This is a genomic window from Sphingomonas sp. P2_B6 (assembly GCF_056404755.1).
Genome location: NZ_JBFUDK010000002.1, coordinates 277,823 through 303,668, shown reverse-complemented (window position 1 = coordinate 303,668; position 25,846 = coordinate 277,823). Strand labels below are relative to the sequence as shown.

Below are 25,846 nucleotides of genomic sequence, written 5' to 3'. Positions count from 1 at the left end.
TCAGGCTTTGGTGGAGGTTTTCGCCTTCACCCAAAGCTCTTCCTTGGCCTCCAGATCCAGCCCCACAAACGCGTCGCCGGCCTCGACCTCCATCGCCCTGAACCGCCGCTCGAATTTCGCGTTCGCCGCGCGCAGCGCCGCCTCCGGATCGACGCCGAGGTGCCGCGACCAGTTTACCACCGCGAACAGCAGGTCGCCAATCTCTTCCTCGCGCTCGGCGGGAGAGGCTGCCTCGATCTCGGCGATCTCCTCGTCGATCTTGGCCCGGGCGCCCGACGGATCGGGCCAGTCGAACCCGGTGCGCGCCGCGCGCTTCTGCAGCTTCTCGGCGCGGAGCAAGGCGGGCAGGCCGACCGCGACGCCGTCCAGCGCGCCGGCATCGCCCTTGGCTGCGCGTTCGACTGCCTTCAGCCGCTCCCAATGCTGCTCATGGCCGCCGCCGCTGTCGCCGAAGACGTGCGGGTGCCGGCGTTCCATCTTGTCGCTGATCGACGCCACGACGTCAGGCAAAGCGAACAGCCCGGCTTCCTCGGCCATGCGGCTGTGGAATATGACCTGGAACAGCAGGTCGCCAAGCTCGTCCTTCAGATCGGCCATGTCGCCGCGGGCAATCGCATCGGCGACCTCATAGGCTTCCTCGATCGTGTACGGCGCGATCGTCGCGAAATCCTGCGCGACATCCCAGTCGCAGCCACGCTCAGGATCGCGTAGCCGCTCCATGATCGCGACAAGGCGCTCGATATCGGAAGGGCTGCTCATGAACGGGGGAGTCTCGCCCCAGCTATATCGGCCAGTTCGATAATACACATTATGTTAAATTCAGACAGGATCAAAATAGCCCCCTCACGGTGCCTCATCAGCCGAACAGACCGCCAATCGCGGCCCCGGTGCCCATCGCTTGCTGCCACAGCACCACCAGAAGGAACGCGACGCCGAAGATCGCGACCCAGGCCAGCGCCATCTTGAACACGTCGCCGATCGGCAGCCGACGCGCCATCAGCGCGGACAGCGGCAGCAGCAGGATCAGCAGATAATAGATCACATCGGCGGACTGGTCGGTCACGGCATCACCTCCATGCCGTCATACCCCGGTTCAACCCCGGCCGGAAGCGCGGCGCGCAAGGTCGCATAGTCCATCGACTGATCCATATGGATGAACGCGGCCCGGCGCGGCTGCAGTTCCTCGATCCACCCAAGCACGGTCGGCACATCGGGATGAGTCGGGTGCGGCCGATAGCGCAGCGCATCCACGATCCACACGTCCAGGCCCTCATAGAGTGTCCGCATATCGTCGGTCATGATATTGAAATCGGTGGCGTATCCGATCGATCCCGCGGCCGTGTCGAAACGCAGACCCGCCGACAGGATCGTCCCGTGCGGCTGGTCGGTCACCCGCACGGTGATGTCGCCGATGGTGATCGCATCGGGCAGCGCCTCCATCGCGACGGTCGGCGGATACTCGTCATGCCCGAGGAACGCATAAGCGAAGCGCTGGACCAGCGCGTCCCAGGTCGCGGGCCGCGCCAGCCCGCGCACCGGATGGCCCATCGCGTGATAGACTTGCCGCAGATCATCGACGCCGTGGCAATGATCGGCATGGTCGTGAGTCCAGATGACCGCATCGACCGTCGAGACATTGGCCGCGAGCAGCTGCTCGCGCATGTCCGGGCTCGTATCGATCAGGATCCGGGTGGTGTCGGTTTCGACCAGGATCGAGGCCCGCGACCGCCGGTTGCGCGGCTCAGCCGGATCGCAGGCGCCCCAGTCATTGCCGATTCGCGGCACCCCAGACGAGGTGCCGGATCCGAGGATCCGGACCTTCACGCCCCTGCTCTCACGCGCGGGTCTTGGCGAACAATGTGTGGAAGTTCGCGGCCGTTCGCTCGGCCAGCACTGACAATTCCTCGCCGCGCAGCTTCGCTAGGAAAGCCGCCGTATCCGCCACGAATGCCGGCTCGCCCGTCTTCCCGCGATTCGGCACGGGTGCGAGGAAAGGCGCGTCGGTCTCGATCAGCAGCCGCTCGATCGGCAGCCGCGCCGCGGTCTCCTGCAGATCCTTCGCGTTCTTGAACGTCACGATGCCGGAAATCGAGATATAAAGGCCCAGGTCCAGCGCGATATCGGCAAAACCGCCGCTCGCCGTGAAACAATGGATCACGCCGGGATAGGCGCCCTTCCCCATCTCCTCGCGCAAGATCTCGGCCGTATCCTCCTCGGCATCGCGCGTGTGCACGACGATCGGCAATCCGATCTCGCGCGCGGCGGCGATATGCGCGCGGAAGCTCGCGCGCTGCCGGTCGCGGTCGCTGTGATCATAATAATAATCGAGCCCGCTCTCGCCGATCCCGACGACGCGCGGATGCGCCGCGCGCTCGATCAGCTTCGCCGTGCCGACATCGGGATGCTGGTCCGCCTCATGCGGATGGATGCCGACCGTCGCCCAGACGTCGGGCTCGCGCTCGGCCGTGCCGATCACCGCGTCCCATTCGCTCTCGCGCGTCGCGATGTTGAGCATCGCCGAGACGCCCCGGGCCCGCGCGCGCGCCAGGATTTCGGGCTGCTGCTCGGCCAGCCCCTTATAGTTGAGGTGACAATGGCTGTCGGCGAACATCAGGCCTCCGTCAGCTCCAGCCGCGGGAACACGCCGCTCGGCGCCGGCAAGGGCGTGCCCGCCACCACCGCCATGCCCAGCGCGTCGAAGTCGCGCGCCGCGGCGTCCTGGCCCAGCAGGTCGAGCAGCCGGTCGGCACCGTCCGGGATCGCCCAGCGCGCCATCACCGCGATCCGCCGGATCGCCTCGATCGTCAGGTGCAGAATGGCATCGGCGCGTTCCGGATCGGTCTTGCGCACGCTCCACGGCGCCGCATCGGCAAAATACTGGTTGGCGTCCCGCGCCGCGGACCACACTGCCTCGAGCGCATTGTGGATAGCCAGATCCTTCATCGCCTCGTGCAGCGCCGCCTCGGCTGCGGTAACGCTGGCAAGCAGCGCTTCGTCGGCTTCGGTGCGCGCACCGGCGGGCGGCACCTTGCCATCGCAATTCTTCGCGACGATCGACAGGCATCGCTGCGCCAGATTGCCGAGATTGTTCGCCAGGTCCGCATTGCACCGCGTCACGATCGCTTCTTCCGAATAGCTCCCGTCCTGGCCGAAGCTCACTTCGCGCAGCAGGAAGTAACGCAAGGCATCGACCCCGAAACGCTCGACCAGCTCCATCGGGTCGGTGACGTTCCCGACGGATTTCGACATCTTCTCGCCCCGGTTGAGCAGGAAGCCATGCCCGAACACCTGTTTCGGCAGCGCCAGCTTCGCCGACATCAGGAAAGCCGGCCAATAAACGGCATGGAATCGCACGATATCCTTGCCGATCACGTGCAGATCGGCCGGCCAGTAGCGCGCCATGTCGGCATCATTATCGGGATAACCCGCCCCGGTCAGATAATTGGTCAGCGCGTCGACCCAGACATACATCACATGCCCCGGGCTGCCCGGCACCTTCACGCCCCAGTCGAAGCTGGTGCGCGACACCGACAAATCGGAAAGTCCGCCCTCGACGAAGCGCATCACTTCGTTGCGCCGCGCCTCGGGCCGGATGAAATCGGGCTGGGATTCGTACAGGTCGAGCAGCGGCTGCTGATATTTCGACAAGCGGAAGAACCAGGTTTCCTCGACCGTCCATTCGACCGGCGTGCCCTGGGGAGAGACTTTGCCCCCTTCCCCCTCCACGAGTTCCTTCTCGTCGTAGAACGCCTCGTCGCGGACCGAGTACCAGCCCTCATATTTGTCCCTATACAGGTCGCCGGCCGCTTCCATCGCCCGCCAGATCGCTGCGCTGGCGGCGTGATGGCCCGGCTCGACGGTGCGGATGAAGCGATCGTACGAGATGTTCAGACGATCATCCATTTCCTTGAAATAGGACGACATTTCATCGGCGAGCGCGCGCGTCTCCACATCGCGGTCGCGTGCCGTCTGGACCATCTTCAGGCCATGCTCGTCGGTCCCGGTCTGGAACCGCACGTCGCGCCCCGCCTGGCGGTGATAGCGCGCGATCGCGTCGGTCGCGATCGCCTCATAGGCATGGCCGATATGCGGCCGCCCGTTCGGATAGCTGATCGCGGTGGTGATGTAATAAGGCTGACCCATGCCCGGCCTCCTAGCGCGGTTGCCGGGCGATTAGAACACCCAACGGGTTTTGGTGGTTAAGGGAATCGGATCAAGTCGGCGGCATGTTGAGGCCGATCTATCCGGCGAACAGATATTAAATCCACTATCGGATGCGAATGTTATTCGAGACAATACCGTGAAATCATCCGGCATATCGTCAGCCTTATCCACAGTTTCATGAAGATGTCCGACTTTATTAAATAAAAATGATGCGAAAATGACAAGGTTGTATTGATTGTGTTACAGTCACTGTAACATTTCTGACCATCATCATCTGTAGCGGCCTCGGAACCGGGACGGGATGTCCCGCTTAAAGGGATTCTACACATGCATGATCGCAAAGCCTTCCGGGTTCAGCTGCTGTTGGGCGGCGCCCTGCTGGCAACCCTGGCAGTACCGGCTTTCGCCGAGACCGCGCCTGCGCCCGCCGCGGCGGCCGCCGCGGACGAGACCAAGCCCGCCGACGCGCCCGAAGCGGATAGCGGCCAGATCGCCGATATCGTCGTGACCGCACTCAAGCGCGAAACCAATCTCCAGCAGACGCCGATCGCCATCTCGGTGATCAGCCCCACGGTGATCGCCGATCGCCATGTGCAGAGCCTGATCGACCTGGCCGACGGCGCCATCCCGTCGCTGCGCATCGCCACCTTCGAGGCGCGCCAGTCGGCGCTGACCGTCGGCATCCGCGGCATCGTGCCGTTCGACGCGAACCAGACGGCGCGCGACCAGGGCGTCGGTGTCTATATCGACGGCGTCTATCTCGGCCGCCAGCAGGGCCTTAACGCCGCGCTGTTCGATGTCGAGCGCGTGGAAGTGCTGCGCGGCCCGCAGGGCACGCTGTTCGGCCGCAATACTGAAGGCGGCGCGCTCAGCATCGTCACCAAGGCGCCGACCGGCGAATTCGACGGCCGCGTCTCCGCCGGCATCGGCAATTTCGGGCAATATGACGGGCAGGTCCATCTCGACCTCCCCGCCTTCCACAATTTCGCGGTCAAGCTCGACGGCGTGATCCAGCATCAGGATCCCATGGTGAAGGATCCGCTCGCGGGCCAGATCGGCTGGAACGCCTATAATCGCGTTGGCGGCCGCATCTCCGCGCGCTGGCAGCCGTTCGACGGCTTCACCGCCGACTTCTCGTTCGACAAGGCCAAGGACGAGAACACGCCCTTTTACAGCCAGCTGATCAACTACAACCCGCTGGGCCGTACCGTCGGCGTGTACACCGGCACCACGCTCGGGCCGCCCCCCGGCGGCACCTGCACCCCCGCCTGCATCGCGCCGCTGCCGCCGCTGGTCGGCGTCCATCCGGATCGCCAGGACGTCGCCGATGTCGGCGTCCCGCAGCAATACAGCGTGGACCGGACCAGCGGGGAAAGCGCCAAGCTTTCCTACAAGATCTCGCCCGCGCTCGAGCTTCGCTCGATCACCGCGTGGCGCAAGGTTTCCGCCAACCAGTGGGACAATTCGGGCGGCCCGGAGCGCGTGCCGTTCGTGCCTAACGGCAAGTTCAGCCGCTACAGCCTCTCGGACCTGTATCAGAGCCAGTTCAGCCAGGAATTCCAGGCCGTCGGCAGCATCCCCCAGTTGGATTACGTCGCGGGCCTCTATTATTTCAACGAACAGGCCCGGGAATCGGCGGCGACGCCGTCGTCCAACCAGTGGAACGCGACCGGCACTTCCTACACCATCCTGCCGTCCCAGGTGTTCGGCGCGATCAATTCGGGCAATCAGGGCTGGGACTATAATTCGCGCTTCCTGCAGCGCGCCAGCTTCGCCCGCACCCGCAGCTATGCCGCTTTCGGCCAGGCGACCTACACGCCTGACTTCGCCGATGTGCTGCACCTGACGGTCGGCGGCCGCTACACCAAGGACAAGCGCGACGGCGTGCTCTACCTCGTGTCGGGCGTGCCGACCAATTACCAGCTCCATTATGATCGCGGCCGGTTCGATCCGATGGTCACCCTGGCGTTCGACGCGACGCCGGACGTCAACCTCTACGCCAAATATTCGACCGGTTTCCGCGCCGGCGGCGCGAACGACCGTTCGTCGAACTTCTCGGCTTTCGGGCCGGAATCGGTGAAGGCCTATGAGATCGGCGCCAAGATGGACCTGCTCGATCGCAAGGTCCGCATCAACCTTGCCGGGTACATCATGGATCGGTCGGGGACTCAGATCGACTTCGACAATGTCGATACCAACCAGTTCCTGCCCGGCACCACGACGCCCAACCCGAACTTCAACCTGCACACCGAGAATACGGCGAATGCGCCTGGCATGTCGAAGATCCGGGGCTTCGAGGCGGACGTTACCGTGCGCCCGATCGAGCACCTGACGCTCGGGGCATCCTATGCCTATACCTACACCAAGGTGCCGCTGACGCCCAACCCGAACCCCGGGCCGACCTTCGGCGTGCCGACTCAGGTGTTCGTGGTCTATACCCCGCCAAACGCCGCGTCGGGCTATGTCGACTATGAGGTGCCGGTCGGCGGCGACGACATGAAGGTCCGCCTGCACCTGGACGCCAATTACGCTGACGCGGACTACAGCTTCCAGGCGGAAAATGTGAAGACCGACTCCAGCTTCATCGTGAACGGCCGCCTCGCTTTGGCCGACGTCCGCATCAGCGAGGCGAACAAGGCGACCTTCTCGGTCTGGGCGCGCAACCTGCTCGATGAGCAGCACATCTATCGCCGCTCGGGCGCCAACGACGCCGTGCTCGGCAGCTATGCGAACTTCAACCCGCCGCGCACTTTCGGCGGCGAAGTGAGCGTCAACTTCTGATCGATCTTCCGGGCACCCGCGCGGTGCCCGGATCGCCCGGGAAACAGTCGACCCGGACCGACCATCGCGTCGGTCCGGGTCGATCTGTCTCTCCTATTCAGCTTACGCCTTTCTACTCTTCCCCGGCGAAGGCCTTATGATGCCCCTCACCGATGCAGCGGCAACACCACCACCGCGCGCAACCCAGGCCCCGCATCCTCCAGCACCAGCCTGCCGTCATGCAGGCGCGCGATCGCGTCGACCAGGGTGAGCCCCAGCCCCTGCCCCGCCGGCTTGCCCTCGGCCTCGAGCCGCCCGAACCGCCGGATCACGGTATCGTGCGCGGCCGCCGGAATGCCCGGCCCATCATCGGCCACGCTGACCGCGACCGAATGCCCGCGCCGCTCCACGCCCACCATGATGCGCGTGCCCGCCGGCGTATGCCGGATGGCGTTCTCGACCAGGTTGACCAGCATCTGGCGCAGCAGATTCGGGTCGCCGCGCACGCTCAGCCCGTCCAGGATATCGAGCTGCAGCGGATGCGTGTCGTCCTCGGCGACGTGCAGCAACGCCTCCCCGACATCGCGCACCAGGTCGCTCATCGCCACATCGGCAAAGCGCTCGCGGCGATGACCGCCCTCGATCTCCCATAGCCGCAACAGGCTGCCGAACAGCTCGATGATCTGGTCGGTCTGCTCCAGCACATCGGCGATATCGGCGCCGATCGGGTCCTCTTCCGATCGCCGGGCGATGGCGGCGACGCGCGCGCGCAAACGGGCCAGCGGGCTTTTCAGCTCATGTGTCACGTCCTTGGCGGCATGCTTGATGTTCGCCATCAGCTCGTCGATCCGGTCGAGCATGCGGTTGAACGCCGCCGCCTGCCGGTCGAACTCGCTGCGCGATCCGTCGAGCGGCACCCGGCTCTTCAGATCGCCCTCCATCACCGCATCGACCGTGCGCTGCATCGCGCGCATCCGCCCGCCGATCACCATCATGATGCCGATCGCGCCGCCGATCACGATCAGCGCGGTGATGCCCAGCCCGATCAGCTGGACGCGGAACAGCATCCGGTCGAAATCGTCGACGACGTCATTGTCGGACACGACGACCAGCGTGTCGCCGCCCCCCACCCTGCGCGCCAGCGCCCGGCCATGCGCGACGCCTTCGACCGCGGCATCGTCGCCGAAATCGGAATAGCCGATCGGCGGCAGTCGCTTCAGCCGCAATTCCCCGGCGATCCGCCGGCCGCTCCCGTCGACGAGCATGTAGAACAGGTCGGCGGTGTCATGGTCGTCCTGCGCGGCCTCGATCCGCTCGATCATCGCTTTGCGGGAGATGCCGCCGCTGATCGCGCTGGCTTCGCTCGCCAGGCGGCGATCGACCTCGCGCCGCAACGCGTCGCTGTCGATCCGATAGCTGACGATGCGGATCGCCACCAGCGCGACCAGGAAGACGACCACATAGACCGTCATGATCGCGCGGAGGGACCGGGGCCGCATCAGCTCTGGTCGGTGATCATGTATCCGACGCCGCGAATCGTGACGATCGGGTCGGTCTCGCCCGGCTTGTTGAGATGCAGCCTCAGGTGGCGGATATAGGATTCGATGATGTTGGTGGTCGGTTCGAAATCATATTTCCAGACATTCTGGTAGAACATCTGCCGGGTGACGATGCTGTTCGCGTTGCGCACCAGCTCGCACAGCACCTGGAATTCGAGCTTGGGCAGCACGAGCTGGCGGCCGGCGCGGGTGGCGCGGTACTTGATCTCGTTCACTTCGATGTCGCCGACCCGCATGATGCCGGAATCGCCCGATCGCGCGGCGCGGCGGACGATCGCGCGCAGGCGCGCATCGATCTCGGCCGGCGCCGCCGGCTTGATCAGATAATCGTCGGCGCCCGCGTCGAGCCCGGTCAGCCGCTGGTCGAGATCGGCCAGCGCGGTCAGCATGATGATCGGCACCTCGATGTCGCGCTCGCGCAGCAGCCTCGCGACGCCGACCCCATCGACATAGGGTAGCATCACGTCGAGCAGCACGGCCTCGAACTTGCCCTCGGTAACCGCGACGATGGCGGCCCGACCATCCACCGCGATCATCGTCTCATGACCCAGCTCCTCCAGGTCGGCGACCAGCTGTTTCGCCGCGCGCGGATCATCCTCCACGACCAGAAGTCGCATGTTTTCGGCCCTCAATGGGAAGTCGGTGACGCTCCTCCCTTATCCTTTACGCAGCCGATCTCAACCGGTCAGTGCGGGCGTGACGCCAACAGGCTTTCGGCGCAGTCGAGGATCGTCTCCCGGGCCGGGCGCGGCGCGAATCCGAGCATTTCCCATGACGTCAAAAGGGTGAAGCGTGTTCGGGAAAAAAGCGATTCGCTGGCTGTTTCTCGTCGCATCGTGTTCAAGCAGAGAAAGAGCAGGACCGCGCCCGACGCCCCATGCTCGCATGGGCAGCAAGGCTGTCTGTCGGAGCCTCTGCGCGATCCTCCATGCCGTAATCGCGGATGACGCTCGCGACGCGAAGCCTGTAGGTCGCGAAAACACCCGCACGTCCCCTGGCTTGTGCGGCGCGATGGGCGGTCGTGTTTCGCCATTGTTGGACAGCCTGTTCGTCCCGGAAGAACGACAGGGAGACCATGCGGTTTGGAACGGACATGCTCTGAAAACGCTCGACCGACAGGAATCCGTCGACTGCCGCCAGTTCATCGCGCAACGCCGCGGCGAGCGCGAGATATTGGTCCATCCGCCCATCGGCCAGATCGACCTCGAAAATCACGGCGATCACCGCTGCACCCGCAGCGCATGGGGTGCAGATACACGGCGAAGGAATGTCCGCTCCTCACGCCTTATGAAGCGCTCGCGCCTGGCGAACTCGTAATTTTCCCGGCCCAGGGGATCGTCCCTGAGGCGGGCACGATAGGCCTCATAGGCAGCAAGATCATCCACGTTGTAGAGTCCATAGGCGGTCGTGGCCGACCCTTCGTGCGGGGCGAAATAGCCGATCAGATCCGCCCCGCAACGCGGTATCGCCTGCCCCCAGTTGCGAGCATATTCTTCGAAGGCATCGATACGAAACGGATCGATCTCGTAGCGGATGAAGCATGTAATCATGAACGGCCTCCCGGCTGTTGTTGCCGGGGTCTTCGTAGATCGCGCATATGCGGCTATGCTTCGGCCGCTGTCGAAGCATGAGCGGCGCCTTTCGTGCGAAGCCATCTGTAATATCACCTGTTCCGTCTGGACGATCGATGCTGACCACAAGCGGGATTGCCGAAATTGCCGCGCTGGTAGGCGATCCCGCCCGTACCGCCATGCTGGTTGCCCTCATGGCCGGTCGTGCGCTGACCGCGACTGAGTTGGCGAACGTCGCAGGGATCATGCCGCAAACGGCAAGCAGCCATCTTGGTCGCCTGACCGATGCCGGGCTGCTGACGGTCGAGCGGGAAGGGCGGCATCGGTATCACCGGCTCGCCTCGCCGACCGTCGCCACCATGATCGAGGGAATCATGGCGGTAGCGGCAGAGCCGGGAAACCGCCCAAATCGCACGGTGCGGACAGGGCCTCGCGACGCAGCGATGCGGCGGGCACGCTCCTGTTATGACCATCTTGCCGGCGAAATCGCCGTCGCGATGGCCGATCGCATGGGCGAGCATGGTCATATCCGACATTTGGCGGACGGCGGCGAGCTGACTGTCGGGGGTGTCGCCTTCCTTCGATCGATCGGGGTCGATGTGGATACCGCGCTGGCGCGGGTTACCCGGCGTCGGCTTTTCTGCCGCCCCTGTCTCGACTGGAGCGAACGCCGTCCGCATATCGCTGGCACGATCGGTGCCGCCTTGTTGACTGCCTGTTTCGAACAGGGGTGGATGCGGCCGATCGACGGTTCCCGGGCGGTCACGATAACGCGCTCGGGTACCCGCGCGCTCGACGCCAATTTCGGCATCGACCATGACGGCAGCGCGGATTGATGACCAGGAGCGGTGATACGCTGAGCCATAGGGCGAGCGCGTTCAATCCCGTGGCTGACTATCAGTGGCGGCGCCGCACGTTGAACACCGAGCTGCCAGGACCGAAGATCTAGGCTTCGCCCAGTTTCGCCACCAGCCCGGCCATTTCGTACACCGTCGCCTGCGAATCGAGCGACAGGCCCCGCGCGCTCGCCGCCAGGGCTCGCGCCGCGTCATAGCTGTCGAGCGCGGTTTGCAGCCGCCGCCCCTGCCGCGACGGCGCGACCGAGGCGATGAAGGCTGGCGCCCGGTCGAGAAACGCCTCGTAGCGCGGTTGGGCCGCCTTGAGCGCGAGCAGCTTGGCCAGCTTGGTCCGCCGCGCATTGCCCGGATCGCCATCGCGCGCGATCTCGGCCAGGGCATCGTCCAGCTTGGCCAGTTCCAGCCCGGCAAAGCCCAGCGCCCGGCCCGGCGCACCCTGCCCGGCCTTTACCAGCGCGGCGATCTCGGCATCGTCGCACTGCGGCAGTTCCGCCCGCAGCACGCCGGTCATCACCTTGTCGTCGAGCGGATCGAAGCGCAGCAGCCGGCAGCGCGACCGGATCGTCGGCAGCAGCCGGCCCGGCGCATGGCTGATCAGCAGGAAGATCGTGCCGGCGGGCGGCTCCTCGAGGTTCTTGAGTAGCGCGTTCGCCCCGCCCCGCTCGAGATCGTCGATCGCGTCGATCAGCACGACCCGCCGTGACGACATGGACGGCGTCGTCGCGAACATCGGCTGGAGCGCGCGGACCTGAGCGATAGTGATGCTCCGCGCGAGATCCTGTCCCGGCTTGTCGGCATCCTTGGGCTGGCGCGCCAGCTCGCGATAATCGGGGTGCGACCCGGCCGCGATCAGCGATCGGGTGCGATCGCCCTCGGGGACGTCGAACCCCGGCGGGAGGGTGCCGGGCGAGGCGCCTTCCGCCAGCAGGCGCAGGGCCGCCGCTTTCGCAAAGCTGGCCTTGCCCACGCCTTCGGGCCCGGCGAACAGCCAGGCATGGTGCAGCGCGCCGCTCTCCATCGCCGCCGCGAAGGCCGCATGCGCCGCGTCGTTGCCGGCCGGCAAGGTCACGGCAGCAGGTCTTCCAGATTGGCGAGCAGGGCCTCGGTCACCGTGTCGGGCGTGCCCGATGCGTCGATCAGCCGTACCCGCTCGGGCTCGTGCTCGGCGAAACGCCGGAACGCTGCCGCGACATCGGCATGGAAGGCATCGCCCCGCGCCGCGAAGCGATCGGCTCCTGCCCCATCGCGGATCTCGGCCCGGGCGCGCCCCTGTTCGGGCGGGACTTCGAGTATGAAGGTCCGGTCGGGCAGCAGCCCGCGCGAGCCGAAAGCGTGCAGCGCGAGCACGGCGGCATCGTCGATCCCGCCCGCCACGCCCTGATAGGCACGCGAACTGTCGATGAACCGGTCGCATATCACCCAGGTCCCGGCGCCGACCGCCGGGCGGATCATCTTCTCGACATGGTCGGCGCGGGCGGCGGCGAACAGCAAAGCTTCGCTATGCGGGCTCCAGCGTGTGACCTCGCCCTGCATCAACAGGCCGCGGATCGCCTCGGCGCCCTCGCTGCCGCCGGGCTCGCGGGTCACCAGCGTCTCGATGCCGCGCGCGCCCAGCGCCTCGGCCAGCCGCTTCGCCTGAGTCGATTTGCCGGCCCCCTCCCCGCCCTCGAGCGAGATGAAGCGACCCATGGTCACCCGCCGAACAGGCCCTTGAGCCCGGCCCAGGCGCGACCGAAAAAGCCCGCCTCGGCGACGTCGTTCTCGGCGACCAGCGGCAGCTTCTGGGGCTGCATGTCGGGGGTCGTGACGATCAGGTCGGCGATATGCTGACCGGCCTTGATCGGCGCCTTGATCGGGCCGTCATAGACGACGCGGAGCTGGAGCTCGGGTGCGACGCCCGACGGGAGCGTGACGGTCAGATTGTCGGGCGCGACCAGGCCGACCGTATTGGCGCTGCCCAGCTGGACCTCGGCCGTCTCGACCTTGCGGCCCTTCGCCACGATCGGCTTGGCCTGCCAGGCGCGGAAGCCCCAGTTCATGAACTTGACCGATTCCTCGATCCGCTGGTTCGCGCTGGTCAGGCCGGCCATCACCATGACGAGGCGGCGGCCATTCTGCTGGGCCGATCCGGTGAAGCCATAACCCGCTTCCTCGGTATGGCCGGTCTTCAGCCCGTCGGCACCCGCGACGCGGCCAAGCAGCGGATCGCGGTTCGCCTGAGTGATGTCGGCGCCCGCGCCAAGGGTCTTGCCCCAGGTGAAGTTCGGCAGGGAGTAGAACTTCTTGTAGAGCTGCGGGTGATCCTGGATCGTCGCCGCCGCCAGCTTGGCCAGATCACGCGCGGTGACATAGGTCACGCCCTCGTCAGGCCAGCCGTTCGAATTGCCGAAATGGCTGTTGGTCAGGCCCAGCTTCGCCGCCCGCTGGTTCATCAGATTGGCAAAGGCTTCCTCGGTCCCGGAAATGCCCTCGGCCAGCACGACGCAGGCGTCATTGCCCGACAGGGTGACGATACCCTTGAGCAGATTCTCGACGCTCACCTTCTCACCGGGAGAGAGGAACATGGTCGAACCCGCTGCGGGGCCATGCCATTTCTTCCAGGTGTCGGGGCTGACGTCGAATTGCTGGTCGAGCTTCAGCTCGCCGCGCTTGATCAGGTCGAAGGCGACATAGACGGTCATCATCTTCGCCATCGATGCGGGCGGCATGCGGCGATCGGCGTCCTTGGAAAAAAGGATCGCCCCCGTGGACAGGTCCGTCAGAAAGGCGACGGGCGCCGGCGTCGGGAAATCCGGCGCGGCGGCGACACTTGGGCAGGCCATCACGATCGCAAGGGCGGAGGCGGCGAGCAGTTTCTTCATGACAATAGTCCGTGACGCTAGGGGTTACTCGATAGTGCAGGATACGGGCATAGCCGCGCCGAAGCGCCTCGTCACGCCCGCGCTGGGCCAGCGTGTCGTGGCCGGAGGGACGATCGCGACCATGCCGCTATTGTTCGACGGCATCGGCGAGCAGCCCCACGGAAAGCGCGTAGAAATTGGAGCAATTATAGTCGAGGATCACCCGGTAATTGCCCGTCAGCAGATAGGCGGTCTTGCCTGGCCCGTCAGGCTCGATCAGCGTCGCCTGAACGCTGTCGCCCGGCCAGCCGCGCGCCTGCGGCACCAGGCCCATCGCGCGCCACTCCGCCATGGTCTTCCAGCCGCTGTGCCGCGCGAACACCCGCGGACAGCGCGGCGAGATCGTCCGGTTGGCGACGAGGTTGCGGTCGAAGCTCGCCGGCACGCTCACCGCCAGCCCCCAGGGCTGGCCTGGCCGCCAGCCGGCATTGGCGAAATAATTGCCGATCGAGGCCAGCGTGTCCGCCTCGCTCGTCCAGATATCGGCGCGCCCGTCCCCATCCCCGTCGCGCGCGAGGCGCAGATAGATGGACGGCAGGAATTGCGGTCCGCCGGTGGCACCCGCCCAGCTACCCTTGAGTTGAGAGATCGGCACGCCCCGGTCGACCATCAGCAGCGCGGCGATGAACTCGTCGGCGAACAGGTCGCGCCGCCGGCCTTCATAGGCAAGCGTGGCGAGCGCGCGCGGCAGGTCGAACCCGCCCATCACCTTGCCGTAATTGGTTTCATGCCCCCAGATCGCGACCATGATCGATTCGGGCACGCCGGTCTCGCGTTCGATCCGCGCCAGCCGCCCGCGCTGGGCAAGGAAGGCCTGTCGCCCGCGCGTGATCCGCGCCGTATCGACATGCTGTGCCTTGTAGGGCGCGAAGTTGGGGACGGCCGAGGGATTACTGGCGCTCCCCGGCTGGGCCCGGTCGAGTTCGATCACGCGGGTGTTGAGCGTCATCCCGGGCATCACGGCGTCGAGCGTGGCCCGGCTGACGCCCCGCGCCTCCGCCTGGCTGCGCAGCGTACCGAGGTAGGACTGGAAGCCGGCCTCGTCCTGCGCGGTCGCCGGATTGCTGGCGGAAAGACACAGGATCGCGGCAAGGGCCGCGCCCGTCTTGCTGAAATATGTGGATAATCCCGGCATGGCCGGACTCTGCCACAGCCCCCGCGCGACATGAACCCCTATCGTCGCAGGCCTTGCACAAAAGAGCCTGCGCGCATTAAGCGCATTGCGAGCGGAGAGGTGGCCGAGTGGTTTAAGGCAGCGGTCTTGAAAACCGCCGTGGGTGCAAGCTCACCGTGGGTTCGAATCCCACCCTCTCCGCCAACCGCTCACCGACGCTCCAGCGGCCCGACAAGGGTGTTCCACAACTGCAGCGGACACAGCTTTTCCCCCGCCGCGGTATCGCGACGAGGGAAAGCCTGGTTCATCGATGGTCATCGCGCCGATAGCGGCGCGCGACCTCTTACTTCTTGTTGAGGGTAAGCCCGCCAAAGCGCTTGTTGAAGCGCGCGACCTGGCCGCCCGAATCGAGCATCGTGCCGCGGCCGCCGGTCCATGCCGGATGCGCGAGCGGATCGATGTCGAGCGTCATCAAATCGCCTTCCTTGCCCCAGGTCGAGCGGGTCTCGAACTGGGTACCGTCGGTCATCTGCACCTTGATGGTGTGATAATCGGGATGGGTATCTTTCTTCACGTGCAAATCTCCGGGAATGCCGCTGGTTTCCGACCAGCAGCGAAGGCGCGGCCCCTAACAGAGCCAGGCAGTGAGTGCAACCTGCGGGATTGTCAGGCCTTGGGCGGATCCGTGATCATCGCCATGAACTTCGCTTCGGCGGCGAGCTTGCCGTCGACCGTCGCGCGTCCCGCGAATTTGGTGGCGCGGGCGCTCTTCTGCACGATCTCGACCTCGAGACGCAGCAAGACGCCTGGTTCAACCGGCTTGCGGAATTTCACCTCGTCGATCGACATGAAATAGACGAGCTTGCCCGAGCCCGCGAGGCCGAGCGATTCCACCGCGAGAATCCCCGCAGCCTGCGCCATCGCCTCGACGATCAGCACGCCGGGCATGATCGGCCGGCCGGGGAAATGCCCCTGGAAGAAACCCTCGTTGATCGTCACCGCCTTGATCGCCGCGATCGACCGGTCGAGGATGAGCTCCTCGACGCGGTCGACCAGCAGCATCGGGTAACGATGGGGAAGCGCCGCCATGACCCGCCCGATATCGAGCGGGCCCAGCGTTCCCGTCGTCACCGCGTCGGTCACCGGCCCTGCGGCCTCGGGGTCGTCGGCGCGGGGCGGCCGGCGGGTGCCGCGGGCGCCGGAGCGCCGGCGGCGGGAGCTGCTGCCTGACCCTGCTGGCCCTGAGCCTTGGGCTGCCAGGCGACCGGTGGCGGCACGGCGACGCTGGTCAGGGTGCGATCGATCTCGGCGCTGACCGCGGGCGTGATGTCGGCGGTGGCATCACCCAGCATGAGCACCGCTTCCGGTTTCACGATCAGGCCGACCTTGCGCGTCTTGACGACGCTGGTCACTGCATCGGGAACCTTGGAGCCGACCTGCTCCTGCAGATACAGGCGCGCGCGCGTGACGGGCTGCAGCATGCGGCCGAGCTCGGCCTGGCCTGCGGCCTGCTTCTGCTCGATCTGGGTTAGTTCCGGGCGCTTGCTGTCGCGCGCGCGCTGGATCTCGTCCTGCGAGAGCTGACCGTCATTGTTGGCGTCGAGCGCCTTCAGCAGCGGCTGGATCTCGGCGTTGATCACGTCGTTGCGCGCCTTTGCCTGGTCGATCTGCGCCTTGTAGGTGGTGTCGATCGTCGTCCAGGTGCTGGTCCAGACCTTCGAATTCTGCATGGCAGCATCCGGATCCAGCATCGCGACGGTCTGGGCCTGGGCGCCTGCCGCGGCAACCAGCAGGCCGGGCGCGACGAGCGCCGTGGCAAGCAGAACCTTCTTGTACGTCTTCATTAGAACTGTGTCCCTACGTTGAATGTGACGAGTTTCGTATCGTCGCTCGGGTTCTTGAGCAGGGCGTAGGCAACGTCGATGCGAAGCGGCCCGAACGGCGAATTCCAGTTGACGCCAGCACCCACCGAGAGGCGGGGCTTGGCCGAGTCACCACCGAAGCGTTCGAAGAACGGCGACGTGGGGCTCGTATAAACGGAGTTGATCGAACTGCCGGCGCAATCGGTGCCGCCGAGCGTCGCCGAATAGCCGACCGTACAGGTGGTGGCGAGGCCGGCATGATCCGCGTCGGTCGAGGGCACCACATACAATGGGCGCCCGCTGCTGTCGAACTGCGGGGTCTGGAGCGGCAGGACGGTCACCCGGCCGGTGACCGGGTCAGTGACCGTCGGGAAGGTCGCGGTCGGCGGCGGACGGGTGATGCCGAACAATGCGCCGGCCTGAAGATAGATGGACGGCCGCAGCCCCATTTCGCGCGCGCCCGCGCCGAGCGGAATCTCGAGCTCGATCCGGCCGAGATAATAAGCCCGGCCGCCGAGCGCGTCGTCGATGAACTGCGTGCGGTCGGTCTGCAGAATCTGATTACCGGCGCTGTCGGTGGTATAGCCGATGCGCTGAATGCGCGGGCCTACGCCGCGGATGTCGAAACCACGGAAATCCGGTTCACCCAGATAGAAGCGGTCGGTGATGCGGACCTTGTCGATCCCGTCGCCACGGCTCTTTTCGAGCGAGCGGATATAGCCGCCCTCCCCATTTGCCGACAGGATGAAGCCGCTGCCGACATTCCAGTATTTGGCGCCTTCGAACCGGGTGCGGACATATTTCACATCGCCGCCGAGCCCGGCGACGTCCGTGCTGAACACCAGGCGCTTGCCGGCGCTCGGGCGCAAACGGCTGTTCAGGCTGTCGTTGATCAGCGAGAAGCCGACCGACGACGTCACGCGGTTGCCGATCGCGTCGCACAGATAGCGTCCCGCAACCAGGTTGTTGCAGGTGCCCGCCGCCGTGAAATAGCTCGAGTCGAGCCCGACCTGATCATAGGAAAGGCCGTAGCGACCCGATAGCGACCAATATTCGGTAAGCGGCAGGCCGGCGCGGATCTGGAAGCCGGTCGAAACCTGCGTGTAGGTCGTCTGGCGCTCGTTGTTGATGCCGTAGTTGAACGCATTATAGTCGCGCCGGAAGATGTCGCCGCCAACGGCGATGTTCTTGTCGAACAGATAAGGCTCGGTGAAGCCCACTTCGACTGACTTCGAATAGCTCGAATAGTTGACGCTCGCGCGCAGCTCCTGGCCCTTGCCGCGGAAGTTGCGCTGACGGACCGACGCCTGGATGATGAAGCGCTCGAGGCTCGAATAGCCCGCGGAAAGCGACAGCTCGCCGGTCGACTTTTCCTCGAGATCGGCGGTGAGCACGACGCGGTCGGGCGCCGACCCCTGCGCCTTCTTGATCTCGAACTTCTCCTGGAAGAAGCCGAGCGAATTGATGCGGTCCTGCGAACGCTTGAGCTGGAAGCTGTTGAAGGCATCGCCCTCGGACAAGCGGATCTCGCGGCGGATCACCTTGTCCTGGGTCTGGGTGTTGCCGTTGATATCGATGCGCTCGACATAGGAGCGCTGCGCCGCCGCGATGTGGAAGTTGATCCCCATCGTCAGCGTGTCTTTGTCGCGGTTGTACTCGGGATTCACTTCCGTGAAGGCATAGCCGAACAGGCCGGTCGATTCGCTCAGGGAGTCGATCGCATCCTCGACCTGCTTGGCGTTGTACCATTCGCCCTTGTGCATCGGCAGCGTCGCGGCCAGCCGCTTGTTGTCGAAGTCGCGGATGTCGCTGTCGACGGTCACGTCGCCGAATTTGTAGCGCGGGCCCTCCTCCACCACATAAGTGATGATGAAGTCCTTCTTGTCCGGCGTCAGCTCGGCGACGGCCGAGGTCACGCGGAAATCGGCATAGCCTTCTGTCAGGTAGAACTGACGCATCTTCTGCTGGTCATAGGCCATACGATCCTGGTCGTAGCTCGTGTTCGAACTCAGGAGCGTGGTCAGGCGGGCCTGCTTGGTTGCCATCTCGCCGCGCAGCTTGCCGTCGGAGAACACCTCGTTGCCGAGGATGTTGATCTGGCGGACCTTCGACTTGGGGCCCTCGGTGATCTCGAACACCACATCGACGCGATTCTGGTCGAGCGCGACCATCTTCGGTTCCACGACCGCCGCGAAACGGCCCTGGCGCCGATACAGTTCGATGATGCGGCCGACGTCCTGCCGGACGGCGGTGCGGGTGAAGATCTGCCGCGGCGCGAGCTTGATCTCCTTCTTGATCTTGTCTTCCTTCAGCCGCTTGTTGCCCTCGAGCAGCACGCGGTTGATCACCGGGTTTTCACGGATGCGCAGCACGATGTCGCCCGATTCCGCGCCGCTGATCGACACATCGGCGAACAGGTCGCTGGCGTAGAGATCCTTGATCGCCTGATCGAGCGTCTCGTTGGTGAAGGCGGTGCCTACCCGGAGCTTGGTGTAGGACAGCACGGTGTCGGATTCGATGCGCTGCGATCCCTCGACGCGCAACGTCTTGATCGTCCGCGTCACCGGGGGGGCGACCTGCACCTCCGGCAAGGCTGGCGTCGTGGCGGCGGGTGTCGCGGGTGCCGGAGTCGTCTGGGCGCTCACGGCCATCGGCACGCCAGACAGCATCGTCCCCGCGAGAAGCAGGACGGTGGCGCGGGCGCCGAAACTTGAAACCTTGATCGCTGTCACTATCCCACCCCAGTCGGAGAAATTACGCGGGCCGCTCTTGAAAGCCTGCCCTGCCTCAACCACGTCAGCCGATCAACCCGGCCAATTTGTTCCACAACCCGAACGATCCGAGATCGTTGAACGTCACGAGGACCATCAGCGCCAGCAACGCCGCAAGGCCGCCGCGGAACGCCCATTCCTGCACCTCGGGCCCGACCGGCTTACGACGGGCCGCCTCGATCGCGTAGAAGAACAAATGACCGCCATCCAGCATAGGAACTGGCAACAGGTTGATGAATCCCAGATTAATCGACACCAGCGCGATCAGCCAGACAAAGGCCGGAAGACCGAGGGAAAGCTGCTCGCCGGACACTTTTGCGATGCTCAGTGGACCGCCCAGCTCCTTCACGGAGCGGCGGCCGGTGATGATCTGGCCGATCGTCTCGACCATCATGCTGACGATTTCGCCGGTCTGGCGCACCGCCACCTGAGGCGCCTCGGTCAGGCTCACCTGCACGAGTACCGGTTGCGAATTCTCGATCCCCAACCGGCCGATACGATACTCGTTTCCGAACCGGTCACGCTGGAGTTCCGTCGCGATGATCGCATTACGCTTTATCGGTGTCGTGCCCCGCACGAAATCAATGGTCACCGGTTCACCGGCCCTGATCTGTATGTAACGAACCATGTCGCTGAATGTTTCGACCGGGCGGCCGCTCAGCGCGACGATCCGATCGCCTGGTTGCAGGCCCGCTTTCGCGGCGGCACCGTTTGCGACGATTCTGCCGACAATGGTCGGCGTGCGGCTGTCGCCATAAGCAAGCGCGAATCCGGCCAGGATCAGGATGGCGATGACGAAATTGGTAACCGGCCCCGCCGCGACGATGATCGCCCGCTGCCATACCGGCTTCGAGGGGAAGGTCCGTGCGCGTTCCTCGGGCGGCAGCAACAGCCAGTCCGCGTCGGGCACGCTTGCCGGGTTCATGTCGCCGGCGAAGCGCACATAGCCGCCGAGCGGAAGCCAGCCGAACTTCCAGCGCGTACCGCGCTTGTCGGTAACGCCGAAGACCTCACGCCCGAAGCCGATCGAGAAGGCCTCCACCTTCACCCCGAACAGCCGCCCGGCAAGGTAATGGCCCATCTCGTGAAGGAACACGAGCGGCCCGATGACGAGCGCAAAGGCAAGGATAGTCAGCAACAGGCCGGGGCTGTGGATCAAGCGACGCAGTCCTTTACACGCTCGCCCGCAAGCCTTCGTGCTTCAGCGTCCACGGTCAGGACGTCATCAAGCGTTGCGGGGGCGGGCGGATCGTAGCGATCGAGGGTATCGGAGACGATTGCGGCAATTTCGAGGAAGCCGATGCGCCGCGCCAGGAAGGCGGCCACCGCGATCTCGTTGGCCGCGTTCAGGATCGCCGGCCGGGCGCCACCGGCGTCGAGGGCTCGGCGCGCCAGCGCCAGCGCCGGAAAGCGTTCGGGGTCCGGCGCCTCGAAATCCAGGCGCCCGATCGCGACCAGATCGAGCGGGGCCATCGGCGTTGCCATCCGGTCGGGCCAGGCAAGACAATGCGCGATCGGCGTACGCATATCGGGCGGCCCGAGCTGCGCGAGGGTCGACCCGTCGACATATTCGACCATCGAGTGAATCACTGACTGCCGGTGGAGGATGATCTCGATCCGGTCGGACGGCACCGGAAACAGGCGCGCGGCCTCGATCAGTTCCAGGCCCTTGTTCATCATCGTCGCCGAATCGACCGATATCTTGGCCCCCATCGACCAATTGGGGTGCGCGACCGCCTGCTCCAGCGTCACCGCGCGCATCTTCTCCGTCGGCCAGTCGCGGAACGGGCCGCCGCTGGCCGTCAGGATGATGCGCCGGACTCGTTCGGGCCGGCTGAAATCGAAGCACTGGAAAATCGCATTATGCTCGGAATCGGCCGGCAGCAGCGTCGCGCCGTGATGCGCCGCGGCGGCGAGCACGACATCGCCCGCCGACACCAGTGGTTCCTTGTTGGCGAGGATCACGGTGCCGCCCTGCCCGATTGCCGCCATGATGGGTTCGAGGCCGGCGCAACCGACGATCGCGCCCATGGTGATGTCGGCACCCATCGCGGCCGCCTCGGACAAGCCCGCCCGCCCGCCCGCCGTTGCGATGCCGGAGCCGACAAGTGCCGCCCGCAAATCGGGCAGGCAGCTTTCGTCCGCAACCACCGCGATCCGCGCATTGGTGCGGATCGCTGCCCTGGCGAGCTTTTCGGCGTCGCAATTGGCGGTCAGCGCCAGAACGCCGAACCGTTCGGGCTCGCGCTCGATCAGATCCAGTGTGGACGTACCGACCGATCCGGTTGCGCCGAGAATGGTGACGGTCTTCACCGATATAACTCCGGCAAAATGACGAGCAACGCGGCGAGCGGTGCGACCGGCACCATCCCGTCAAGGCGATCGAGGATGCCGCCATGGCCGGGCAACAGGTTGCCGCTGTCCTTCACCCCGGCACGGCGTTTCAGCCAGCTCTCGAACAGGTCGCCGGCCTGTGCGACGATCGCGAGCAGCGGCGTCGCCAGTGTCAGCCGCCATGGCAGGCCGTGCAGGAAATGCAGTGATACCGCGAACATCGTCGCGAGCAGGACGCCCCCCGCCAGGCCGGCCCAGGTCTTGTTGGGGCTGATCATGGGGGCAAGCTTCGCGCCGCCGATCGCGCGGCCACTGAAATAGGCGCCGATATCGCACACCCATACAAGGGCGAGCGCCCAGAAAGTGAAGACGATCCCGTCGTCCTGCTTGCGGATCAGGAGGAGCGCGAGGATCGGCAATCCAACATAGACCGCTCCCAGCGCGAGGGTCGGGCGCCGCTGGACGATGACGATGAAGAAGGCGGCGGCCGCGATCAGTCCCAGCGCGAAGAAATCGGGGCCGGCCGCTATCGGCGCCATGATCGCCAAGGGCACGGACAAGGCGAACTGAGCCAGCCTTTTCTGCGATGCCGAGGCGCCGTCGAGATCGGCCCATTCGGCCATCATGAACAGCCCGAGCACCGAACATAATATCCAGAAGACGATGCCGCCGAGCCACAATGCCACAAGCGCGACCGCGACCAGGGCCAGGCCGACAACGGTGCGAAGCGCCAGGTCGGACGGTCGCTTGGTCGGTGAATCGGTGTTCACAGGCCTCCGAAGCGGCGCTGGCGGCTGCCGAACGCCGCCACTGCGTCCGCCAGGGTCGCGGCGTCGAAATCGGGCCAGAGCGTATCGACGAACAGCAATTCGGCATAAGCCGCCTGCCACAGCAGGAAGTTCGACAGCCTTACCTCCCCTGAGGTCCGGATCAGCAGGTCGAGCGGCGGAAGGTCGCTGGTGTCGAGTTCGGCCTCGATCGCGTTCGCGTCGATCTGCGATGGGTCGAGCGTCCCGTCACGCACCTTTTCAGCCAGGCGCCGCGCGGCAGTCGCGATTTCCGCCTGTGCGCCATAGTTGAGCGCGATCACCAGGATCGGGCCGGTATTGGTGGAGGTTCGCGCAATCGCGTCGTCGACCAGCGTCACCAGATCGGGCGAAAAGCGCCGATAATCGCCGATCACCCGCAGCCGGACATTCTCCTGCGCCATCTCGTTGAGATCGGTGCGGATGAACAGCCGCAACAGGCCCATCAGGTCGCTGACCTCGTCCTCGGGACGGCGCCAGTTCTCCGACGAGAAGGCGTAGAGCGTCAGCGCCTCGATCCCCATCGCGCGGGCAGCACGGGAGACGCGACGGACCGCCTCGACGCCCTGACGATGCCCGGCGATGCGCGGCAAATGCCGCTTCTTCGCCCAGCGGCCATTGCCGTCCATGATGATCGCGACATGGCGCGGCAATATGGTCGCGCCTCCGGCCGGGATCGGTGCCATGGCGGGCGACGAGCTCACTTGCCCAGGATTTCCTTTTCCTTGGCGGAAGCCGCGGCATCGATATCGGCAATCGTGCTGTCGGTCAGCTTCTGGACCTCGGTTTCGTGGCGCTTGCGCTCGTCTTCGGAGAACACGCCCTTCTTCTCGTCGGTCTTCAGATTGTCATTGCCATCGCGGCGCACGTTGCGCGCGGCGATACGCGCCTTTTCGGCATATTGGCCGGCGAGTTTCGCCAGTTCCTTGCGGCGCTCCTCGGTCAGGTCCGGGATCGGCAGGCGCAGCGTAGTGCCGTCGACGATCGGGTTGAGGCCGAGGCCTGCCGAACGGATCGCCTTGTCGGCCGGGCCGACATTGGACTTGTCCCATACCTGCACCGAGAGCATGCGCGGCTCCGGCGCCGAGACGGTCGCGATGGTGTTGAGCGGCATGTGCGAACCATAGACCTCGACGGTCACCGGATCGAGCAGTGAAGTCGAGGCACGGCCGGTGCGAAGACCGCCCAGATCGTGCTTCAGTGCCTCGACCGCGCCCGCCATGCGGCGTTCGAGATCGGCCTTGTCATAGGCGGCCATTGGCTTCCTCCTCTTCGTTGCGGACGATCGTCGATGTGCCCTCGCCCCGCAGGACGGCGGCGAGATTGCCCTCGCCGCGGATGTTGAACACGACGATCGGAATATTGTTCTCGCGGCACAGCGCCACGGCGGCTGCGTCCATTACCTTGAGATTGTCGGCAAGTACCCGGCCGAAGCTCAGGCTCTCATAGCGCGTGGCGCTCGGCACGATCTTGGGATCGGCATTGTACACGCCGTCGACGCTGGTGCCCTTGAACAGCGCGTTGCAGTTCATCTCGGCGGCGCGGAGCGCGGCGGCAGTGTCGGTGGTGAAGAACGGATTGCCGGTGCCGGCCGCGAAGATCACGATCCGGCCCTTCTCGATATGTCGTTCGGCGCGCCGGCGGATATAGGGCTCGCACACGCTGGCCATCGGGATTGCCGACTGGACCCGGGTCTGCACCCCGATCTTCTCCAGCGCGTTCTGCACGGCGAGCGCGTTCATCACCGTCGCCAGCATGCCCATATAATCGGCGCTGGTCCGGTCGAAGCCCTTGGCCGCCGCCGCGAGGCCGCGAAAGATATTGCCGCCGCCAACGACCAGGCACAGCTCATGCCCGGCCTCCTTGGCGGCCTTGATCTCGCCCGCGACGCGGTCGACGGTTGCCGGGTCGATACCGAACTGGTTCGGGCCCATCAGGACCTCGCCAGACAATTTCAGCAGGATGCGTTTGAAGCGAGGTGTCGTCACAAGTTCCAACATGCTGAGGGTCTGGGCGGCGCGGACCTTAGTATCGCGTCATCGCGATGCCAAGCGATGATACCGCTCGGGAACGGTGCAAATCCGATGCATGATTTGCCCGGAATCGTTATATCACAGATACTTAAGCTGCAACATATGAGAAGGGCGAGGTCGGCACTGCCGAACCCCGCCCCTCTGATGCGATGTCGAAGCGATCAGACGCCGGCTGCGGCCGCGACTTCAGCCGCGAAATCGCTGACTTCCTTCTCGATGCCTTCGCCGAGCTGAAAGCGGACATAGTCTTTCAGTACGATCGGCTTGCCGGCTGCCTTGGCGGCGTTGGCGACGACGTCGGAGATCTTGGTCTTGCCGTCCATCACCAGCAGCTGGCTGACCAGCGCGTTCTCCTTGCGGTACTTGGCGATCGCGCCTTCCACCATCTTGGCGATGATATCCGCCGGCTTGCCCGATTCGGCGGCCTTTTCGGTCGCGATCGCGCGCTCGCGCGCGACGATCTCGGGGTCGAGGCCATCCTCGTCCAGCGCCAGCGGAAAGGCAGCTGCGATGTGCATCGCGATCTGCTTGCCGAGCGGCTCGAGCACATCGGCGCCGGCCTCGCTCTCGAGCGCGACGAGCACGCCGATCTTGCCGAGACCCGGAGCGGCCGCGTTATGGACATAGGGAACGATCGCGCCCGCGGTCACTTCGAGGCGCTTCGCACGGCGAATCGTCTGATTCTCGCCGATCGTCGCGATATTGTTGGTCAGGATCTCTTCGACGGTCTTGTCCCCAAGCTGCGCCGACTTGATCGTGTCGAGCGAATCGCCCAGTTCGAGCGCGACTGAGGTCACGTCGCGCACGAACGTCTGGAACTGCGCGTTCTTCGCGACGAAATCGGTCTCGGAATTGACCTCGACCGCGGCGCCCCTGGTGCCGGAAACCTCGACGCCCACCAGGCCCTCGGCCGCGGTGCGGCTGGACTTCTTGGCGGCAGCGGCCAGGCCCTTGGTGCGCAGCCAATCGATCGCGGCGGTCATGTCGCCGCCGGTTTCGGTCAACGCCTTCTTGCAGTCCATCATGCCGGCGCCGCTCTGCTCGCGCAGATCCTTCACCGCTGCTGCCGTGATCTCGGCCATGTCTCTTGTCCTCTTGTGCTTCGGATATGGTTG

Annotated in this window: 26 protein-coding genes and 1 tRNA gene; 3 read left to right on the top strand and 24 right to left on the bottom strand. The window is 65.3% G+C overall.

What is annotated here, in order from left to right; translation table 11 throughout:
- The 5 genes from mazG to metG form a co-directional block, all read right to left on the bottom strand.
- Positions 1-759: a nucleoside triphosphate pyrophosphohydrolase gene (gene mazG, locus AC1DX5_RS03935; RefSeq protein WP_478014274.1), complete on the bottom strand. Its 759-nt coding sequence runs from the start codon at positions 757-759 to the stop codon at positions 1-3.
- Between the two features lie 97 nt (positions 760-856).
- Positions 857-1,063 (bottom strand): hypothetical protein, encoded by a 207-nt coding sequence (locus AC1DX5_RS03930; RefSeq protein WP_465173380.1) that lies wholly within the window; start codon positions 1,061-1,063, stop codon positions 857-859.
- Positions 1,060-1,824 carry an MBL fold metallo-hydrolase gene (locus tag AC1DX5_RS03925; RefSeq protein WP_465173379.1) on the bottom strand — a complete coding sequence of 255 codons (765 nt, stop codon included), beginning with the start codon at positions 1,822-1,824 and terminating at the stop codon, positions 1,060-1,062. Before AC1DX5_RS03925 ends, AC1DX5_RS03930 begins: the two co-directional genes overlap by 4 nt.
- Positions 1,825-1,834: 10 nt before the next feature.
- Positions 1,835-2,611, bottom strand: a complete 777-nt coding sequence (locus AC1DX5_RS03920) for a TatD family hydrolase (protein ID WP_465173378.1) — start codon at positions 2,609-2,611, stop codon at positions 1,835-1,837.
- Positions 2,611-4,143 (bottom strand): methionine--tRNA ligase, encoded by a 1,533-nt coding sequence (gene metG / locus AC1DX5_RS03915; RefSeq protein WP_465176733.1) that lies wholly within the window; start codon positions 4,141-4,143, stop codon positions 2,611-2,613. Before metG ends, AC1DX5_RS03920 begins: the two co-directional genes overlap by 1 nt.
- A 348-nt stretch (positions 4,144-4,491) precedes the next feature.
- On the opposite strand from metG, the gene AC1DX5_RS03910 reads away from it, so the two are divergent.
- On the top strand, positions 4,492-6,945 hold the full coding sequence (locus AC1DX5_RS03910) for a TonB-dependent receptor (protein ID WP_465176732.1): 2,454 nt from the start codon (positions 4,492-4,494) through the stop codon (positions 6,943-6,945).
- A 146-nt stretch (positions 6,946-7,091) separates the two neighbouring features.
- On the opposite strand, the gene AC1DX5_RS03905 is transcribed toward AC1DX5_RS03910, so the two are convergent.
- The 4 genes from AC1DX5_RS03905 to AC1DX5_RS03890 form a co-directional block, all read right to left on the bottom strand.
- Positions 7,092-8,423, bottom strand: a complete 1,332-nt coding sequence (locus AC1DX5_RS03905; protein ID WP_478014272.1) for a HAMP domain-containing sensor histidine kinase — start codon at positions 8,421-8,423, stop codon at positions 7,092-7,094.
- The gene (locus AC1DX5_RS03900; RefSeq protein WP_478014271.1) at positions 8,423-9,100 is read right to left on the bottom strand and encodes a response regulator transcription factor; all 678 of its coding nucleotides are present in this window, start codon (positions 9,098-9,100) and stop codon (positions 8,423-8,425) included. Before AC1DX5_RS03900 ends, AC1DX5_RS03905 begins: the two co-directional genes overlap by 1 nt.
- A 223-nt stretch (positions 9,101-9,323) precedes the next feature.
- Positions 9,324-9,707 (bottom strand): antibiotic biosynthesis monooxygenase family protein, encoded by a 384-nt coding sequence (locus AC1DX5_RS03895; RefSeq protein ID WP_478014270.1) that lies wholly within the window; start codon positions 9,705-9,707, stop codon positions 9,324-9,326.
- A complete protein-coding gene (locus AC1DX5_RS03890; RefSeq protein WP_465173372.1) occupies positions 9,704-10,033 on the bottom strand; it encodes an NIPSNAP family protein in 330 nt (109 codons plus the stop codon). Before AC1DX5_RS03890 ends, AC1DX5_RS03895 begins: the two co-directional genes overlap by 4 nt.
- A gap of 137 nt (positions 10,034-10,170) precedes the next feature.
- Here AC1DX5_RS03890 and AC1DX5_RS03885 point away from each other — a divergent pair, with 137 nt between their 5' ends.
- A complete protein-coding gene (locus tag AC1DX5_RS03885; protein ID WP_478014269.1) occupies positions 10,171-10,890 on the top strand; it encodes an ArsR/SmtB family transcription factor in 720 nt (239 codons plus the stop codon).
- Between the two features lie 109 nt (positions 10,891-10,999).
- Here the strand turns inward: AC1DX5_RS03885 and AC1DX5_RS03880 are convergent, their stop codons facing one another.
- From AC1DX5_RS03880 to AC1DX5_RS03865, 4 genes are all read right to left on the bottom strand, one after another.
- Positions 11,000-11,980 (bottom strand): AAA family ATPase, encoded by a 981-nt coding sequence (locus tag AC1DX5_RS03880; protein WP_478014268.1) that lies wholly within the window; start codon positions 11,978-11,980, stop codon positions 11,000-11,002.
- A complete protein-coding gene (gene tmk, locus AC1DX5_RS03875; RefSeq protein ID WP_478014267.1) occupies positions 11,977-12,600 on the bottom strand; it encodes a dTMP kinase in 624 nt (207 codons plus the stop codon). The genes AC1DX5_RS03880 and tmk overlap by 4 nt, the downstream gene beginning before the upstream one ends.
- Positions 12,601-12,602: 2 nt before the next feature.
- The gene (locus tag AC1DX5_RS03870; RefSeq protein ID WP_465176724.1) at positions 12,603-13,772 is read right to left on the bottom strand and encodes a D-alanyl-D-alanine carboxypeptidase family protein; all 1,170 of its coding nucleotides are present in this window, start codon (positions 13,770-13,772) and stop codon (positions 12,603-12,605) included.
- A gap of 127 nt (positions 13,773-13,899) precedes the next feature.
- Entirely contained in the window at positions 13,900-14,946 is a 1,047-nt protein-coding gene (locus AC1DX5_RS03865; RefSeq protein WP_478014265.1) for a lytic murein transglycosylase, read from the bottom strand.
- A 93-nt stretch (positions 14,947-15,039) separates the two neighbouring features.
- On the opposite strand from AC1DX5_RS03865, the gene AC1DX5_RS03860 reads away from it, so the two are divergent.
- Positions 15,040-15,129: transfer RNA gene (locus AC1DX5_RS03860), tRNA-Ser, on the top strand.
- Positions 15,130-15,268: 139 nt separating this feature from the next.
- Here AC1DX5_RS03860 and rpmE read toward each other — a convergent pair.
- The 11 genes from rpmE to tsf all read right to left on the bottom strand — a co-directional run bounded on the left by rpmE (position 15,269) and on the right by tsf (position 25,813).
- Entirely contained in the window at positions 15,269-15,499 is a 231-nt protein-coding gene (gene rpmE / locus AC1DX5_RS03855; RefSeq protein ID WP_465173366.1) for a 50S ribosomal protein L31, read from the bottom strand.
- 92 nt (positions 15,500-15,591) lie between these two features.
- On the bottom strand, positions 15,592-16,068 hold the full coding sequence (fabZ, locus tag AC1DX5_RS03850) for a 3-hydroxyacyl-ACP dehydratase FabZ (RefSeq protein ID WP_465173365.1): 477 nt from the start codon (positions 16,066-16,068) through the stop codon (positions 15,592-15,594).
- Entirely contained in the window at positions 16,065-16,769 is a 705-nt protein-coding gene (locus AC1DX5_RS03845; protein ID WP_478014264.1) for an OmpH/Skp family outer membrane protein, read from the bottom strand. Before AC1DX5_RS03845 ends, fabZ begins: the two co-directional genes overlap by 4 nt.
- Positions 16,769-19,519: an outer membrane protein assembly factor BamA gene (bamA, locus tag AC1DX5_RS03840; RefSeq protein ID WP_465176721.1), complete on the bottom strand. Its 2,751-nt coding sequence runs from the start codon at positions 19,517-19,519 to the stop codon at positions 16,769-16,771. The genes AC1DX5_RS03845 and bamA overlap by 1 nt, the downstream gene beginning before the upstream one ends.
- Before the next feature lie 64 nt (positions 19,520-19,583).
- Positions 19,584-20,717, bottom strand: a complete 1,134-nt coding sequence (gene rseP / locus AC1DX5_RS03835) for an RIP metalloprotease RseP (protein WP_478014263.1) — start codon at positions 20,715-20,717, stop codon at positions 19,584-19,586.
- A complete protein-coding gene (locus AC1DX5_RS03830) occupies positions 20,714-21,871 on the bottom strand; it encodes a 1-deoxy-D-xylulose-5-phosphate reductoisomerase (RefSeq protein ID WP_478014261.1) in 1,158 nt (385 codons plus the stop codon). The genes rseP and AC1DX5_RS03830 overlap by 4 nt, the downstream gene beginning before the upstream one ends.
- The gene (locus tag AC1DX5_RS03825; protein WP_465176718.1) at positions 21,868-22,662 is read right to left on the bottom strand and encodes a phosphatidate cytidylyltransferase; all 795 of its coding nucleotides are present in this window, start codon (positions 22,660-22,662) and stop codon (positions 21,868-21,870) included. Before AC1DX5_RS03825 ends, AC1DX5_RS03830 begins: the two co-directional genes overlap by 4 nt.
- Positions 22,659-23,384: an isoprenyl transferase gene (locus tag AC1DX5_RS03820; RefSeq protein ID WP_465177135.1), complete on the bottom strand. Its 726-nt coding sequence runs from the start codon at positions 23,382-23,384 to the stop codon at positions 22,659-22,661. Before AC1DX5_RS03820 ends, AC1DX5_RS03825 begins: the two co-directional genes overlap by 4 nt.
- 14 nt (positions 23,385-23,398) lie before the next feature.
- On the bottom strand, positions 23,399-23,956 hold the full coding sequence (gene frr / locus AC1DX5_RS03815) for a ribosome recycling factor (RefSeq protein WP_372854200.1): 558 nt from the start codon (positions 23,954-23,956) through the stop codon (positions 23,399-23,401).
- Entirely contained in the window at positions 23,943-24,686 is a 744-nt protein-coding gene (gene pyrH, locus AC1DX5_RS03810) for a UMP kinase (protein WP_465176717.1), read from the bottom strand. Before pyrH ends, frr begins: the two co-directional genes overlap by 14 nt.
- A gap of 206 nt (positions 24,687-24,892) precedes the next feature.
- A complete protein-coding gene (gene tsf, locus AC1DX5_RS03805) occupies positions 24,893-25,813 on the bottom strand; it encodes a translation elongation factor Ts (protein WP_478014259.1) in 921 nt (306 codons plus the stop codon).
- Positions 25,814-25,846: the final 33 nt, after the last annotated feature.